Origin of the sequence: Wylensekiella montiformis, from assembly GCF_009697385.1 — a bacterium.
Taxonomy (GTDB): domain Bacteria; phylum Bacillota; class Negativicutes; order Selenomonadales; family Selenomonadaceae; genus Selenomonas_A; species Selenomonas_A montiformis.
In genome coordinates, this window is sequence record NZ_VUNL01000006.1 from 166885 (window position 1) to 183398 (window position 16514).

Genomic DNA, 16514 nt, shown 5'->3' on the forward strand with positions numbered 1-16514 from the left:
CTCCGCTTACTTTTCATTCAGCAAAGCAACTCAGAAGCTACCTTCCGCCAGCAGGCACAAGGACTTGCACCGTCCGTCCCCTCGCTGCAGCACCCGGCTGACGTACTCCTCTTCCTCATCGTCTTTCACAACATCAAGATGAAAATTATTTTATCATACCTACTGGCAATTTGCAACTGGTCTATCCCGGTGCAGCACGATGAGCTTTCTTCCATTGCCACTTCTATGAGAAACGGCTATAATGAAAGTAAATTTCTCATAGGAGCATTGGTATCACATGAATGTATCTTCCTTCTCTTTAGCAAAACTTATCGCTGCTTTTACGATCCTTTTCGCTTTTATTGTGGTCATTATCGGCAGCATTTCTGTCTCCATGAACAATGAGGACCGCGTTGCCATGGGTGTCCAATCCGATGGAGTCACGCTGGCCGGCATGTCCAGACAGGAAGTACACCGCTACTTTGAAAAAACAGCGCAGCAAAAGCTCAAACAAACCGCGATCGTCCTTACGTTCAAGGACCGAAGCTGGAACATACGCCCTGAGGATATCGCCCTTCATGCCAACGTCGATCAGGCTGCCGATGAAGCATACCGGACAGGACGGGAAAACGGTTTTTTTCTAAACCTGATAACGCAAATGCGCTGTGCGCTCACCGGGCGCAGCATCCGCCTTACCGGCGCCTACGACGAAGACTTGCTGAACAGTCGGCTGATACAAATACAGAAGGACATCGAACGCCAGCCGGTCAATGCCTCAGCGCGTCTCCTTCCAGATGGACGAATCAAGAAAATACCGGCTGTAATCGGACTGAATCTCGATATCCAGCCGGTAGCCGACACGCTAAGATCGCAGCTGGAAGGGCTTGCACGTACCGTGTCCGTCCATTTGGAGCCAGAGGAACAGCTTCCCTTCGTTCGCGACGAGGATCTGGCCGATATCGACACCGTGCTTGGTGCCTACACGACCAGATTTCAGCCCGGCGACCGCGGAGACAATATCGGCATCGCCGCCAGCCACCTACAGGGCGTCCTGATACGCAGTCAGGCAGAGCTCTCCTTTAACCGCATCGTCGGACGCCGCACCCGTTCTGCCGGCTACAAAGATGCCGGCGTCATTGTCGACGGAGAACCGGCTGTCGATGTAGGCGGCGGAGTCTGTCAGGTAAGCTCCACGCTCTATAATGCCATCCTGCTTGCAGGAATGACGCCGACGGAGCGAAGCAGTCACTCTCTGCCCTCCCACTATGTACCGGCAGGACGCGATGCTACGGTTGCCGATGATCTGCTCGATTTTTCCTTTCGCAATCCCCTGCCGCATCCGGTCTATCTCCGAATCGCCAATACAGGCTCTGCCCTGACCATTTATGTACTGGGAACCAGATCCGATCTGAACGGCCGATCGATTTCCCTTCTGACCGACGGACCTGCCGGCCGTCCATCGCTTTACCGCCTATGGAAACAGAACGGGCAGATCGTAGAACGCGAATATCTTCATACCGACAATTACTCCTGATGATTACAAAACAGAGGTCCTGCCGGCTGCCACGAGCCGACAGGACCTCCTTTTTGTAGGGAAAATCAAACAGGACAGCGCCTGCCGGTCCGTTCGATTAAATAAAGATACGGCGCTGTTTTCTTATGATTCATCAGCTGATAACAGCCAACCGTGAATTCATGCACCGGAAGCCGAGAAAGATATCCGGCCAGCATGTCCGCCTCCGCCGAACCTTCCGGATGCCCCGGATACACGGTGATCAGACATATTCCATGAACCCGCAGTCTGGTCAGCGCCGCAGCCGCCGCGCGTCTTGTCGTTTCCGTCCGGGTGGTGATACCATGATCTGCTCCCGGCAGATATCCGAGATTAAACACCGCCACATCGATTTCTTCAGGAACGATCTGACCAAGAAATTCATGTCCACACACCAGATAATGAATCTTTTCGGCATACGCAGCGGTAACAGCCCGCGTCTTTTGTATGGCTTCTTTCTGAATATCAAAGGCATAAATATGAGCTTCCGGCGGAGTATGTTCAGCCAGAAACAGGGTATCCCTCCCATTTCCGGCCGTCGCATCCACGACCAAACGTGCTTTTCCCAACACGCGAAGCAATGAAAATCGGCCCTGTTCCAGAACATTGCTCACTGTTTGCAAGATTTCCCGCCTCTCATCCGTTCTTTTCTTCCAGCAAGGGCCGCAGGAACCTTCCGGTATACGACTCCTTTACCTTGACGATATCTTCCGGCCGTCCTTCCGCTACAATCGTACCTCCTTTATCGCCGCCCTCCGGTCCGAGATCAATGATATAATCCGCCGTCTTGATCACGTCGAGATTATGTTCAATGATCACCACCGTATCGCCGCCGTCAACCAGACGATGCAGGATGTCCAAAAGCTTATGGATATCCGCAGTATGCAGGCCAGTCGTCGGCTCATCGAGGATGTAGAGCGTGCGGCCCGTGCTGCGGCGCGCGAGCTCTGTCGCGAGCTTGACGCGCTGGGCTTCGCCGCCGGAAAGGGTTGTCGCCGGCTGTCCGAGCTTGATATAGCCAAGACCTACGTCCTGAATCACTTGCAGTTTTCGCGCAATGCGCGGTACATTCTGGAAAAAATCCAAAGCTTCATCAATGGTCATATTGAGTACCTCGGAAATATTTTTCCCCTTATAACGCACCTCCAGCGTTTCCCGGTTATAGCGCGCCCCCTTGCAGACCTCACAGGGTACATAGACATCCGGAAGAAAATGCATCTCGATCTTTAAAATCCCGTCTCCCTTGCATGCCTCACAGCGGCCGCCCTTAACGTTAAAACTGAAGCGTCCCGCTTTATAACCGCGCATTTTCGACTCGGAAGTCTGGCTGAATAATTCGCGAATCGCATCAAATACGCCGGTATAGGTCGCCGGATTAGATCGCGGCGTACGCCCGATCGGCTGCTGATCAATATCGATGATTTTATCGATATACTCCAACCCTTTTATTTTTTTATGCCTGCCCGGCTTTCCCTTGGCATGGTACAGCCTGGAGGCAATTCCTTTATAAAGGATTTCATTGACCAGCGTACTTTTGCCGGAGCCGGACACTCCGGTCACCAGCGTCATGGTTCCAAGCGGGAACTTCACGCGGATATTCTTGAGATTATTTTCCTGCGCGCCGACGACCTCAATGTAATGCCCATTGCCCGGTCTGCGCTTCGATGGAACAGGAATGAACCTGCGGCGGGACAGGTATTGTCCGGTCACGGATTCAGGAACCTTCATGATCTCCTGTGCCGTACCCTGTGCGACCACTCGTCCGCCATGCGCTCCCGCGCCGGGACCGATGTCGATAATATGATCTGCCGCATACATCGTATCCTCATCATGCTCAACGACAATGAGCGTATTGCCCAAATCGCGCAGTTTTTTCAGCGTGGCCAGCAGACGGTTATTATCGCGCTGATGCAGGCCGATACTCGGTTCGTCCAATACATAAAGCACACCCTGCAAACCAGAACCGATCTGGGTAGCCAGACGAATACGCTGAGCTTCTCCTCCGGAAAGCGTACCGGCCGAACGCGACAGAGTCAGATAATCCAGACCGACATTCAGCAGGAAATTCAGGCGCGCATGAATTTCTTTGAGGATCTGCGCCGCGATTTTCTGCTCGCGTGCCGTAAGCTCCACCGTTGCAAAAAATTCATCCGCTTCGCGAATGGTAAGCTCCGTAACATCATGGATATTCTTCCCTCCGACCGTCACCGCCAATGTCTCCGGTTTCAGACGGGCGCCGTGACAGGCCGGACAGGGAATCGCTGTCATATAGTTCTCATACGACTCGCGCATTTCATCGGAATCCGTCTCCCGATAGCGGCGCGACAGCAGGGGCAGTACGCCCTCAAACTCTACATAATATTCCTTTCGTTCACCGAACATATTCGTGTACTGAAAGCGGAATTTCTCTTCACCGGCACCATGCAGCAGAACCTGTCTCGTCGTTTTATCCATATCTTTCCAAGGTGTATCCGTCGTATATCCATAATCAGCCAATACCGCAGACATCGCACACATGGCATAGGAGTGCGGATTTTTGGACAGCGGAGCAAATACCCCCTGACCAACGGACAGCGACGGATCCGGCACAACAAGTTCTTCATCGAATTCCATATGGCTGCCAAGCCCCATGCAAACCGGACATGCCCCGTAAGGATTATTAAAAGAAAACATACGCGGTGTAATTTCCGGCAGACTAATGCCGCAGTCTACACAGGCAAAATTCTCGCTGAACATCAAAAGCTCGCCATCCACAATCTGGACATAAACGACGCCCTCTCCAAGCTTCAGCGCGGTCTCCAGAGAATCGGCCAGACGCTGCTCCATCCCTTCCCGCACGATCAGACGATCAACGACGACCTCAATCGTATGTTTTTTATTTTTTTCCAATGCGATATCTTCGTTGACATCATAGACTTCACCGTCAATGCGCACGCGGACGTATCCCTCATGACGGATATGTTCCAGAACCTTTTTGTGTTCTCCTTTTTTACCACGTACAACCTGCGCCATGATCAGCAGTTTCGTACGTTCCGGCAGGGTCTGAATCTGATCGATCATCTGATCCACAGTCTGCTGCGCGATCGGCTTTCCGCACTTGGGACAATGCGGGCGTCCGACACGGGCAAACAGCAAGCGAAGATAATCATAGATCTCCGTCACAGTGCCGACCGTCGAACGCGGATTATGGCTTGTCGTCTTCTGATCGATAGAAATTGCCGGAGAGAGTCCGTCAATATTGTCCACATCCGGCTTATCCATCTGCCCCAGAAACTGCCGGGCATAAGAGGACAGCGACTCGACATAGCGGCGCTGCCCCTCGGCATAGATCGTATCGAACGCCAGAGAGGACTTGCCTGATCCGGACAAGCCGGTAATGACCACCAATTTATCACGTGGAATCTCCACATCGATATTTTTCAGGTTATGCGCGCGCGCCCCCTTGATTTTAATACTATTTTCCATTTCCAGATCCACCTTTCTTCCGGATCATCATCCAATACACGGCTCCGCTCAGCACATACCCGGACAGCATCAGTACGGCCATGGGTATAGGATTGCTGTCACCAGCTGCGCCGACAATCGGCATCATGGCGCTGCCCAGGATCATCTGACTAAAGCCAAGCAGCGCGCTCGCCGCCCCGGCATTTCTCCCCTGTCTGGAAAGCGCGAGAGAAAAACTCGCCGTCCCCATCACAGAAAGCGGAACGATCGTCACAAAAAGTACCAGAAGGGTATACATCATGGGGGCATTCAGCAAAAATCCAGCCAGCAAAAAAACAGAACCGATGAGCGGAATAAAAAGAGAAATCTCCAACAGTTTTTCATCACATACCCGCCCAGCCAGACGTGCCGGCACCATCCCAGCCAGAAAGAGACCTATGCCAATACCGCCGAACATCAAACTGTACGTCTGAGCCGAAACATGATAAACGTTCTGAAAGACAAACGAACTCCCGCCGATATAAGAAAAAAAGGAACTAAAGAAAAACAACTGCAGCAGACAATGCCCCCTGAAATAACGATCACGCATCAGCATCGGAAACTTCAAAAAGGATTGCCCGACACTCCGGATGCGCTCCACGGGGGAAAGCGTCTCTCGATAACGCAGCGTAGAGATGAACTGTGCCATACCAATCAGCATAAGAACAGCAAAGACAGCGCGCCAGTCCGCAAACCGAAGGATCTGTCCGCCAATGACCGGCGCAGCAACCGGCGCCACGCCATTGACCAGCATCAAAACGGCAAAAAAACGAGTGAGTTCCGGGCCCTCAGCAACATCACGCGCAATCGCGCGGGCGATGACAATCCCGCTTGCTCCGCTGAACCCCTGCAAAAAACGAAAGGCAAGAAATATCGTAATACTCTCCGCCAGACAGGCGCCGAAACTTGCCGCGGTAAAAACAGCCATGCCGCACATCAGCGGTATCTTTCGCCCGAACCGGTCCGAAAGCGGGCCCATGAACATCTGTCCCAGCGCCATGCCGAACATAGTCATGGTAAGAGTCAGCTGCGTCAGCGATGCGGATATACCGAAATCCACGCTCATCTCCGGCAATGCGGGCAGATACATATCCGTCGAAAGCGGCGCCATTGCCGTCATAATCCCAAGAAATACGGTCAAAAAAAATTTTTTCTCTGAATGCAAGATCAAACGCTCTCCTCCTTCAACTCACATTTCACTCTTCTCCTGCTCTGCGTCTCCCAAGCAAAGCTTTATAGTCGCAAATCCTGCCTCATGCGTTCGCCGGCGGCAACGTCCCGTTCAATTCAAGAATCATATCACGAAGCTCAGCAGCCCGCTCAAATTCCAAGGCCCGCGATGCCTGCTGCATTTCACGTGTCAGCGTCTTGATCAGTTTCTCCTTGTCCTTTTTCGTGAGCTTTTTACTGCCCCTGCGGACGGCATAGGAACCGCTTTCCTCTGCGACCAGCGTCGTCTCAATGAGCGGCTTAATCGGCTTCTCAATGGTTTTGGGAACGATACCGTGCTTCTTATTGTAAGCATCCTGAATTTCACGGCGCCGTTCCGTTTCTTCCATTGCGCGTTTCATCGAGTCCGTCACAGTGTCAGCATACATGATGACATGGCCGTTCGCATTGCGGGCGGCACGTCCTATGATCTGTATCAGCGAAGTATCCGAACGCAAAAAACCTTCTTTATCCGCATCCAGAATCGCAATCAAGGACACTTCCGGCATATCAAGGCCCTCTCGCAGCAGATTGATTCCGACCAGCACATCAAATTCTCCGGCGCGCAGATCATGAATGATTTCCGCCCGTTCTATTGTCGCAATATCGGAATGAAGATAACGTACTTTTATCCCCGTCTCTTTGAAATAATCCGTGAGATTTTCTGCCATTTTTTTTGTCAGGGTCGTGACTAACACGCGCTCATTCCGGCCAATGCGAATCCGGATTTCCGCAAGCAAATCATCGATCTGGCCGTCAAGCGGCCGCACTTCGATCTCCGGATCCAGCAATCCAGTCGGACGAATAATTTGCTGTGCAACCTGCTGCGCTTTACTGAGCTCATACCTGCCCGGCGTCGCTGATACATAAATGATCTGATTGATGCGTGCCGCAAATTCTTCAAAAGTCAATGGACGATTATCAAAGGCAGAAGGAAGCCGAAAACCATTTTCAACCAAAGATACCTTACGGCTGCGGTCTCCGGCATACATGGCATGAAGCTGAGGCAGCGTAACATGCGATTCGTCCATAACGATAAGGAAATCCTCCGGGAAATAGTCCAGCAGGGTATACGGTGCATCCCCTGCCTTGCGGTGCGTCAAATGACGCGAATAATTTTCAATTCCCGAACAATAGCCCATTTCCTGCATCATTTCCAGATCGTAATTCGTACGCTGTTCAATGCGCTGCGCTTCGAGCAACTTGCCCTGTTCCCGAAACTGACGGACCTGTTCTTCCATCTCCGCACGGATATCCCGCATGGCAATCTTCATATCCTCTTCTTCGGTAACATAATGAGAAGCAGGAAAGACCATGACATGAGTTCGTTCCCCGTGAATTTCGCCCGTCGTCACATCAAACTCCACCATGCGGTCGATTTCATCGCCAAACATCTCAATGCGCACTGCCCGATTGTTATACCCGGCAGGGAATATTTCAATCACATCTCCGCGCACCCGGAACCTGCCGCGCTCAAAGGCAATATCATTGCGTTCATAGCGAATGGAAACCAGCTTGCGCAAAATGGCATCACGATCCGCTTCCTGTCCTTTATGAAGAGACAGAACCATTTCATGATAACTTTCCGGCGAGCCAAGGCCGTAAATGCAGGACACCGAAGCTACGATGATGACATCGCGCCGCTCAAACAGCGAACACGTCGCAGAATGACGCAATTCATCGATCTCATCATTGATTGAAGCATCCTTTTCGATATATGTATCCGTCGAGGCAATATATGCCTCCGGCTGATAATAATCGTAATAACTGACAAAATAACCGACATAATTATTGGGAAAGAAGGCTTTAAACTCACTGGCCAGCTGAGCCGCCAATGTCTTGTTATGCGCAATAACGAGCGTCGGCTTCTGGACTTTTTCAATCACCTTGGCAATCGTATAGGTCTTTCCTGTACCAGTCGCCCCCAAAAGGACCTGTGCTTCCTGACCGTTTCGGATCCCCTGCGCCAGATCTTCAATGGCCTGAGGCTGGTCGCCCATTGGCTCAAACGGCGCCGTCACCTGAAACGGCATTTCCTTATCCCATTGCATGGTATTCAGCTTTGGCACCATCGCCATGACAATCCCTCCCGGATCATATCGAATGTATGACCTTCATTATACCGCAGAACCAAAAAGGGTACAATGGCAAACGCCATTGTACCCGGCCATATTTCCGGCCATACCGCATTCTTTTTTTGTTCCGACAGCCGCTCACAGGCTGTCAGCAATTTTAACCGACCTCGCTGGCCGTCAAAATGGATTCGATTTTTACCCCGCGCTCTGTATTCAAATCGATAAATTCACCGCTCGCCGTCTGAACCACAGGCAGCGAGGTGACACGGCTCTCATCGATATAAACGATACGCCCCTGCTCCCCGTTGCTGAGCTGCACCCAGCTTCCGTTCAGCGAATGGCAGAGATTTTTAAGGAAGAACACACCATATTCCGTATCCAGCTTTCCATTCAAGATATCATCATACAAAATCGCGAACACATCAAATGGAGAACGTCGTTTGGCAAAGACCCGGTCTCCCGCCATGGCATCATAGATGTCGAGAATAGCAAGCAATCGGCCAAATCGGGAAATCATCCCTTTTTTCAAATGACTCGGGTACCCCGAACCATCACACCGCTCATGATGCTGCATAACTCCATCCAAAATATCCCGGTTGGTTCCCAATGTCGTTCTGACGATAAGTTCATGGCCATACTGCGTGTGACGCTTGATGATTTCGAACTCACTGTCCGTCAGTTTTCCCTTCTTTTCCAAAATATCCGGCGAAATTTTCATCTTGCCGATGTCAAGAAACAATCCAGCGATCACCAGATTATACCGGTCCAGCATCGACCAGTTCAGCCATTTTCCCATCAGCCCCGCCAAAATCCCGACATGCAGGCAATGGTTTACAAGATAACTTCCCTCCCGGGTCATATTATGAATCTGAGAAACGGCCTTGGAGCCATCGCAGAGCTCCCGAAGATTCCTTTCATCCATAATTTCCTGCAACACCGCTGCGTCAAATTCGCCACGTGCAGCCACCGATTCGAAAATCTTTCCCAGCTTTTCATAGACCGTTTCATAACACCGCATGTAATCATCATCTAGCAGGTGTTCTTTGCCCGGAATCTCAATCGGCGCTTCCGATTCTTCAATATAAACCGAAAAAATCGGCCGATCAAGCAAGCTGTAAATCAGTTCCTTTGTCAAAATCGTTCCAGCCCCGATTAAGATCCCCATATCATGATCCAGAACGTCCCGCCCGACAATCATTCCCTCACGAAGATTTTCGATCGCATATGCCTTCAACACTATGTATCATCCTTCCCGAAACAGTGTCCCTTCCTCACTGCCATTCATTCCTTGATAATAGTTGTATTATATCATATTTCCTATTTATTCGTACAGGTATACAAAACGAAAAGAGCACGGCGCAAAAACCGTGCTCCTTCCAAAGACAATCAGCCCTTAACCACAATATTGACCAGTTTCTTCGGCACGCAGATGACCTTGACGATCGTCTTGCCGTCCGTAAGTTCCTTCGTGCGAGGCAGGCCCATGGCGATCTTCTCCATGCTTTCGCGGTCGGTGTCAGCAGGTATCGTGATCTTGTCGCGGACTTTGCCGTTGATCTGCAGGACGATCTCGATCTCCGCAAGCTTCGTGGCAGCCTCGTCGCAAACCGGCCACTTCTGCTGGTGAACGCTTCCCTGCCCCTCGAACAGACAGCTCCAGAGCTCTTCCGTGATGTGCGGGGCAAACGGCGCCAAGAGCTTGATGAGGTTCTCGGCGACTTCGCGCGCGAGACCGGCATTGAGCTCCTTGTCCTGGAACGCATAGAAGGCGTTGACGAGCTCCATGATGGAGGAGACGGCCGTGTTGAACATGAAGCGGTCGCGCACATCCTCCGTGACCTTGCGGATCGTCACGTGCAGGACGCGGCGCAAGTCCTTCTCTTCCTTCGTAAGTTTCGTGACATCGTAGTCCGGCTTGCCGGCCTTGATAGCATCCTCGAAGTGGCCGAGGATGCGCCAGACGCGGTTGAGGAAGCGGTACGAGCCTTCGACGCCCTGATCGCTCCACTCGAGGTCGCGGTCGACCGGTGCGGCAAACAGAATGAAGAGGCGGGCCGTGTCGGCGCCGTACTTCGCGATGATCTCCTCCGGCGAGACGACGTTGCCCTTCGACTTCGACATCTTCGAGCCGTCCTTGAGGACCATGCCCTGCGTCAGGAGATTCGTGAACGGCTCATCGAAATCGACGAGGCCGGCGTCGTGCAGGACCTTCGTGAAGAAGCGCGAGTACAGGAGGTGCAGGATGGCATGCTCGATACCGCCGATGTACTGGTCGACAGGTGCCCAGTAGTTGACCTTGTCCTTGGCGAACGGCTCCTTGTCGTTGTGCGGGTCCGTGTAGCGCAGGTAGTACCACGAAGAGCAGATGAACGTGTCCATCGTATCCGTCTCGCGCGTCGCATCGGCGCCGCACTTCGGGCACTTGCAGTGGACAAAGCTCTCGCTCGATGCCAGCGGCGACAGCGAACCCTGATCGAACGAGACATCCTCCGGCAGCATGACCGGCAGGTCTTTCTCCGGCACGAGGACTTCGCCGCAGTGCGGGCAGTTGATGACCGGGATTGGCGCACCCCAGTAGCGCTGGCGCGAGATGAGCCAGTCGCGCAAGCGGAAGTTGACGCGGCGCTTGCCGAAGCCTTCCCTCTCGGCCTTGTCCATGATGCCCTTCATGGCTTCCTTGATATCGAGGCCCGTGAACTCAGCCGAGTTGACAAGCACGCCGTCCTTGTCCGTGTAGGCCTCTGTCATCTCCTCGAGCTTGAGCTCGTGGTCGCGCGGCTGCAATGTGATGATCTTCGGGATGTCGTACTTCGTCGCGAACATCCAGTCACGCGAATCCTCGGACGGAACGCCGATGACAGCGCCCGTGCCGTAGTCGGCGAGGACGTAGTTCGTGACCCAGATCTGCACCTTGTTGCCGTTGAACGGGTTGATGCAGTAAGCGCCCGTGAAGATGCCCTCCTTCTCGGACTCGCTCGACGTGCGCTCGATCTCGCTCTGGTTGCGCGTGCGCTTGACGAAGGCCTGGATCTCCTCGGCCTTCGGATTGTTCTCGCAGATCTTGTCGACGAGCGGATGCTCGGCAGCGAGCGCGAGGAAAGTGATGCCGTAGACCGTATCGGGGCGCGTCGTGTAGGCCGCAATGGACGTGCCGAGTTCCGGCGCCTCGAGCTGGAACTCCAAGCCCTCGCTGCGGCCGATCCAGTTGTCCTGCATCGTCTTGACGCGCTCCGGCCAGCCCTTGAGCTTGTCGAGGTCCTTCAAGAGCACATCGGCGTAATCCGTGATCTTGAGGAACCACTGCGAGAGATCCTTCTTGTGGACTTCATGGTCGCAGCGCCAGCACTTGCCGTCGATGACCTGCTCGTTCGCGAGGACCGTGCCGCAGGTGTCGCACCAGTTGACCGAAGCCTTCTTCTTGTAGGCGAGGCCGCGCTTGTAGAAGAGCTCGAAGAGCCACTGTGTCCACTTGTAATACGAGGGATCGCACGTCTTGACCTCGCGGTCCCAGTCGTAGGAGAGGCCGAGTTTCTTCTGCTGCTTCTCCATGTTCTCAATGTTGCTGTACGTCCAGTCGGCCGGCTTGACACCGTGCTTGATGGCCGCGTTCTCGGCCGGCATGCCGAAGGAGTCGAAGCCCATCGGGTGCAGGACGTTGAAGCCTTCCATCGTCTTGTAGCGCGCCATGACGTCGCCGATGGCGTAGTTGCGCACATGGCCCATGTGCAGGTTGCCCGACGGATACGGGAACATCTCGAGCGCATAGTACTTCGGGCGACTAGCATCAGCCTCCGTCTTGTAGACCTTGCCCTCTTCCCACTTCTTCTGCCATTTTGACTCGATGTCCTGCGACGAATATCTTTCCATGTCCATTGCCTCCTAAAAAATAAAATCCCTGACCGTCATGTGACGATCAGGGACGATGATTCGCGGTACCACCCTGCTTGATGCAAGCGCATCCTCTCGGTGCCGTAACGTGGCAGGCGTCGGCCGTTTCGCTCGAAGGCTCCCCGGCCGCTCCTCCGCAGCGAGTTCAGCGCTTCCCGTCACCGGCTCCCACCTGCCGCCGGCTCTCTTGAGACGTCCTGCACCTAATGCTCTGCATCCTCGGATTTACGTGTTTACATATGGTCTTATTATAGCAGGGAAATCATCTGCCGTCAACTATTTCCCATTTCTCTGATGCGTATTCGCCAATGCCTGCTGTTTCTCATGCGTCTGCTGCCATTTTCGGCGCGCATCTTCATAGCTTTCACAGTCCAGAGTGAATCCCTTTCCCGATACCTCCGAGGTATCCGATACGATCATAAACGCCTGCGGATCATGATGATCCACAATGGTTTTGACTCTGCTGACCTGTGTAAGACTTACGACAACAAACAGAATGCTCTTGGTTTCTTCCGCAAAACCGCCGCGGCCATCGAGAAACGTCGCGCCGCGGTGTACATGTTCCATGATATCGCTGCATATTGCTTTCGCCTGCGGCGAAACGATGACAATGGATTTTTCACGATTTAAGCCGGCGGCAACACGATTCGTAAGTTCCGCCGTCACGTAGATCGAGACAACGCTAAATAAGGCAAACTCTATGCCAAACAAAGCGACAGACCCCATAATGATGAAGAAATTCAGCAGGAATACAACGGTGCCGACATCCAAAGAATAATATTTCTTGGCAACGGCAGCAATGACATCCAGTCCCCCTGTATTGGCATTCGCACGGAATACCATACCAAACCCGATGCCGGCAAGCACGCCGCCAAAGATGGCATTGAGCATAGGATCCGAGCAAATACTCCAGTCGACAAGAAAATGGGTTGCATCGAGGATAACAGAAAGCACCACCGTACCAAAAATCGTATCAGCCGCATAGAGCCGTCCAAATACGTGATAGGCCAGATAAAGAATCGGCAGATTGTAAACGAGGTTCTGCAGGCCAACAGGCAGGTCTGTCAGATAGTAGATAATCAAAGCAACGCCGCTGATGCCGCCCGTCAGGAGGTGAGCGGGAATCAGAAACAGATTAAACCCCAGACAGACCAGCAGACAGCCGAGCGTAATCTGCAGATAACGCAGCACATGCTTTCGCCAAATATTCCGCCCCATGAGTACCATCCTTTCCGGAAAAAGCTCCCTCGGTCATCAGACCAGCGAAAAAAAATCTTTGGCAGCACAGTCAGAAATCACTTCAACCTGTCCCGGACGGAACGCCCCGCGCAGCCGTTCAGCCAGTGCGGCGACCACCGGGTATTCCGTGCCGAAATGACCGGCATCGATCACATGCAAACCGAGTTCTGCGGCATGCTGCGCATCATGATAACGCACATCTCCCGTAACATAAGCATCCGCCCCCATAGCAGCAGCCCTGCCGATAAAATCAGCCCCGGAACCGCTGCAAAGGGCCACCTTGCGCACGGGACGATCTCCGGCCTGGACAAGACGTACATACTCAACGGGCAGAGCATCGCGAACCTGTGCAGCAAAAGCACGTATCGTCATCGGCTGCGGCAAAAGGCCAATACGCCCGAGACTCTCCTCGTCTCCCGGTTCATTCTGCCGGGTAATGACAAAATTTGAAATCGAACTAAGACCAATGGCCGCTGCCAGCACATCATTGACTCCGCCACGCGCAATATCCAGATTCGTATGTGCCGCTGCCACAGCGATGTTCTGCCGCAGCAAAAGCTGCAGGCGATGTCCCAGCGGTTCATCGGTGCGAATCGATTTGATCGGCTTGAAGAGCAGCGGATGATGCGCAACGATCATATCAGCCCCCTCATAAACGGCCTGCTGCACGACCGCATCACTGACATCGAGCGAGACGAGGATACGTCGGATCTCACCTCCGGGACTGCCAACAAGCAGGCCCGGATTATCCCAGTCTTCCGCTAAATACGACGGCGCAATACGCTCCAGTGCCTCCATAACCGCCCGACATTTCACCATGATAAATGCGCCTCCAATTCTCTGATGTGGCGAATAATCTCCTGATATTTCCCGGATTGTTTCGCTTTTTCGCTTTTTGCCATGCCAACGGCAACACGTCGTTCCTGAAAGAGCAGCGCTTCGATATGATGACGCAAAAGCGGAGACTTTTTCTGCCAGAGGACCGGGCCTATCTCAAGAAGAATTGCCTCAGGCAGAGTCCGCTGTCCGCGTTCTGCCCGGATGATTTCATAGAGCCGCCCGTCATCGAGTACCAGCGATTCGTCCGCGATATGCCAATGATTCTGGTACAGCCATCGTCGGAGATCCGCTGAAGCGCTTTGAGGCTGCAACACCAGTACATCCAGATTTGCCACGATATCCGGCGAACTTTTCAGTATCTCAATCATTAAAGTCCCGCCCATCCCGGCAATACAGACCGTATCCACTTCACCAGAGGAAAGGCTTTTCAAGCCATCGCCTTGACGCACCGAAACTACTTCATCGGTCAGACCATATTCGCGTATGGTACGCACTGCCGCCTCATACGGCCCGGCATTTTTATCACTGGCAATGACATATTTTGCCCGGCCGGACCGCAGGAGTTCTGCGGCAAGGTATCCATGATCCGTGCCGATATCCGCCACACGGCTCCCCATCGGCACAAAATCAGCTACGGCCTGCAAGCGGGCATCCAGCTTCATGAAACATGCTCCCCTTTCGCCTTTTTCCCTTTTATTTTATCTTAACATAAGAAAAAGGGCGTAACAAGCGTTACACCCTCAACATTTCAATTGGCTCCTCGAGCAGGATTCGAACCTGCGACAGCCTGATTAACAGTCAGGTGCTCTACCGGCTGAGCTATCGAGGAATATCATCTAATGCTTTCACATCAACATAAAATATTATAAAAGATTCTTTTTCTTTTGTCAAGAATTTATCATCATTTAATCCAAACCCGAATTGCAATAATAAGTTGAACACCCGGCGAACCTTTATGCAGTAAGTGCTGCAAGCATTTCTTCCCTAAAGCACTCCTCGGGTGTCTTATAGCCGAGTATTTTTCTTGGCAGGGTGTTGGCCCAGCACTCTACTCTGGAAATGTGTTCCACTGGGTAATCCTGGATTTTCTTCCCTTTGGGAAGAAATCGACGGAATAAGCCGTTGTGATTCTCATTCGTACCTTTGTCGCTGGAGCAGTACGGATGCGCATAATAGATCCGTGTGTGACTTAGTTTCTCTAGCTCCGACAGGCTAGAAAACTCGCTGCCATTGTCTGTCGTAATGCTGAGGAACACTCGGCTGAAACAGTCGCGGAACATTCCATACTTCAATTTTCTGAAGGCTGCTATTACAGAGGCACTTTCCTTGTTGGGCAGTTTTCTGATGAGGGAACAGCGTGTCTTGCGCTCAACCAGAGTCAGCAGTACTTCGTCCTTTGAGCGAGATCCCAGTACAAGGTCACACTCCCAATGCCCGAAATCCTGACGCTCATCCACAGAAGGATCGCGCTCATCTATACTACGACCGAACTTCTTCTTACGCTCACGAACCCGCTTCCTGGCGTTTTTCCGTTTGGCGCGCAAGGGTAGGTCAATACTCTTGATTTTCCCTAGGAGGCCCAGCGTGACATAGTTGTACAGGGTTTTCGTACAGACCATCTCGTCACGTTGAAATTCTCCCGTAACCAGTGCCCTGCCAAAGCAGGCATCGAGCGACCAGTGATGTTCCTGAAGTCTCTTCTGCACATAGTCGAGGAATGCTCCCTTTGCTACGGCGTCGCATTTGCGACCACAGTTTTCGCGATGCGCCTCATAGGTGCTTTGCCCGTCTGCTGCGCGATAGCGTTCCACCTTGCCGTTATAGCAAAGAACCTTGCCACGCTTCACCTCGTTGCGTACCGTATTGACACAGCACCCAATCTCACGGGCTATGCTCCGATACGATTGCTTGTCGCGGAGACGCGTTTGGATCATGACTCGTTCCTCAAAAGTTAAATGAGCCCCTTTTTTGCGTAACGTATCCGTGGTAAAATGATTTTGATCCATAGCGATTCTCCTTTGTGGTTGTGTTTTTTGTGCAACTACATTTTACCACAAGGGTTCGCTATGGATTTTTAAGTGTTCAACTTAATTATACAATCCGCCCATTTAATCCAAAAAATCTGTAGGTTTACAATAGATGTGAGACTGGAGGGATATACAAAAGCGACCGAATCCCGTAGAATATTGGTTGCAACAAACTTCTACAAAAGGAGACCCGATCGCCATGTCTATCATACCACATCAGAA

The 16514-nt window shown here is 52.4% G+C and carries 11 protein-coding genes, 1 tRNA gene and 2 other annotated features (1 of these 14 running past the window's edge); of the genes, 1 reads left to right on the forward strand and 11 read right to left on the reverse strand.

All coding sequences use genetic code 11. The features are described 5' to 3' along the window. Positions 1 to 128: a binding site (T-box leader), on the reverse strand; it reaches 92 nt to the left of the window's first position. A 149-nt stretch (positions 129 to 277) separates the two neighbouring features. Next, the gene (locus FYJ78_RS07050; RefSeq protein WP_154620691.1) at positions 278 to 1513 is read left to right on the forward strand and encodes a VanW family protein; all 1236 of its coding nucleotides are present in this window, start codon (positions 278 to 280) and stop codon (positions 1511 to 1513) included. Positions 1514 to 1578: 65 nt separating this feature from the next. Here FYJ78_RS07050 and mnmM read toward each other — a convergent pair whose 3' ends face one another. The 11 genes from mnmM to FYJ78_RS07105 form a co-directional block, all read right to left on the reverse strand. Next, positions 1579 to 2145, reverse strand: coding sequence for a tRNA 5-(aminomethyl)-2-thiouridylate-methyltransferase MnmM (gene mnmM / locus FYJ78_RS07055; RefSeq protein ID WP_328597673.1), 567 nt, complete (start codon positions 2143 to 2145; stop codon positions 1579 to 1581). 22 nt (positions 2146 to 2167) lie between these two features. After that, positions 2168 to 4996: an excinuclease ABC subunit UvrA gene (uvrA, locus tag FYJ78_RS07060; protein WP_154620694.1), complete on the reverse strand. Its 2829-nt coding sequence runs from the start codon at positions 4994 to 4996 to the stop codon at positions 2168 to 2170. After that, a complete protein-coding gene (locus tag FYJ78_RS07065) occupies positions 4986 to 6185 on the reverse strand; it encodes a multidrug effflux MFS transporter (protein ID WP_268878427.1) in 1200 nt (399 codons plus the stop codon). Before FYJ78_RS07065 ends, uvrA begins: the two co-directional genes overlap by 11 nt. An 82-nt stretch (positions 6186 to 6267) precedes the next feature. Then, on the reverse strand, positions 6268 to 8301 hold the full coding sequence (gene uvrB / locus FYJ78_RS07070) for an excinuclease ABC subunit UvrB (protein ID WP_154620695.1): 2034 nt from the start codon (positions 8299 to 8301) through the stop codon (positions 6268 to 6270). Between the two features lie 154 nt (positions 8302 to 8455). Further along, on the reverse strand, positions 8456 to 9535 hold the full coding sequence (locus FYJ78_RS07075) for an HD-GYP domain-containing protein (protein WP_328597670.1): 1080 nt from the start codon (positions 9533 to 9535) through the stop codon (positions 8456 to 8458). 149 nt (positions 9536 to 9684) lie between these two features. Then, on the reverse strand, positions 9685 to 12165 hold the full coding sequence (gene leuS, locus FYJ78_RS07080; protein ID WP_154620696.1) for a leucine--tRNA ligase: 2481 nt from the start codon (positions 12163 to 12165) through the stop codon (positions 9685 to 9687). A gap of 45 nt (positions 12166 to 12210) precedes the next feature. Next, positions 12211 to 12415 (reverse strand) — a binding site (T-box leader). Between the two features lie 47 nt (positions 12416 to 12462). Continuing rightward, positions 12463 to 13404 carry a YitT family protein gene (locus FYJ78_RS07085; protein WP_154620697.1) on the reverse strand — a complete coding sequence of 314 codons (942 nt, stop codon included), beginning with the start codon at positions 13402 to 13404 and terminating at the stop codon, positions 12463 to 12465. Between the two features lie 36 nt (positions 13405 to 13440). Next, on the reverse strand, positions 13441 to 14244 hold the full coding sequence (locus FYJ78_RS07090; RefSeq protein ID WP_154620698.1) for a Nif3-like dinuclear metal center hexameric protein: 804 nt from the start codon (positions 14242 to 14244) through the stop codon (positions 13441 to 13443). Next, a complete protein-coding gene (locus tag FYJ78_RS07095) occupies positions 14238 to 14927 on the reverse strand; it encodes a tRNA (adenine(22)-N(1))-methyltransferase (protein WP_154620699.1) in 690 nt (229 codons plus the stop codon). Before FYJ78_RS07095 ends, FYJ78_RS07090 begins: the two co-directional genes overlap by 7 nt. 91 nt (positions 14928 to 15018) lie before the next feature. Then, positions 15019 to 15094: transfer RNA gene (locus FYJ78_RS07100), tRNA-Asn, on the reverse strand. Positions 15095 to 15218: 124 nt separating this feature from the next. Beyond that, positions 15219 to 16271, reverse strand: a complete 1053-nt coding sequence (locus FYJ78_RS07105) for an IS30 family transposase (protein ID WP_154620700.1) — start codon at positions 16269 to 16271, stop codon at positions 15219 to 15221. Positions 16272 to 16514: the final 243 nt, after the last annotated feature.

Excerpts from the sequence above, each read along its gene's own strand:
- FYJ78_RS07090 (WP_154620698.1), bottom strand. The coding sequence starts at position 14,244 with ATGGTGAAATGTCGGGCGGTTATGGAGGCACTGGAGCGTATTGCGCCG.
- uvrB (WP_154620695.1), bottom strand. The coding sequence starts at position 8,301 with ATGGCGATGGTGCCAAAGCTGAATACCATGCAATGGGATAAGGAAATG.
- uvrA (WP_154620694.1), bottom strand. The coding sequence starts at position 4,996 with ATGGAAAATAGTATTAAAATCAAGGGGGCGCGCGCGCATAACCTGAAA.
- FYJ78_RS07105 (WP_154620700.1), bottom strand. The coding sequence starts at position 16,271 with ATGGATCAAAATCATTTTACCACGGATACGTTACGCAAAAAAGGGGCT.
- FYJ78_RS07085 (WP_154620697.1), bottom strand. The coding sequence starts at position 13,404 with ATGGGGCGGAATATTTGGCGAAAGCATGTGCTGCGTTATCTGCAGATT.
- leuS (WP_154620696.1), bottom strand. The coding sequence starts at position 12,165 with ATGGAAAGATATTCGTCGCAGGACATCGAGTCAAAATGGCAGAAGAAG.
- FYJ78_RS07050 (WP_154620691.1), top strand. The coding sequence starts at position 278 with ATGAATGTATCTTCCTTCTCTTTAGCAAAACTTATCGCTGCTTTTACG.
- FYJ78_RS07095 (WP_154620699.1), bottom strand. The coding sequence starts at position 14,927 with ATGAAGCTGGATGCCCGCTTGCAGGCCGTAGCTGATTTTGTGCCGATG.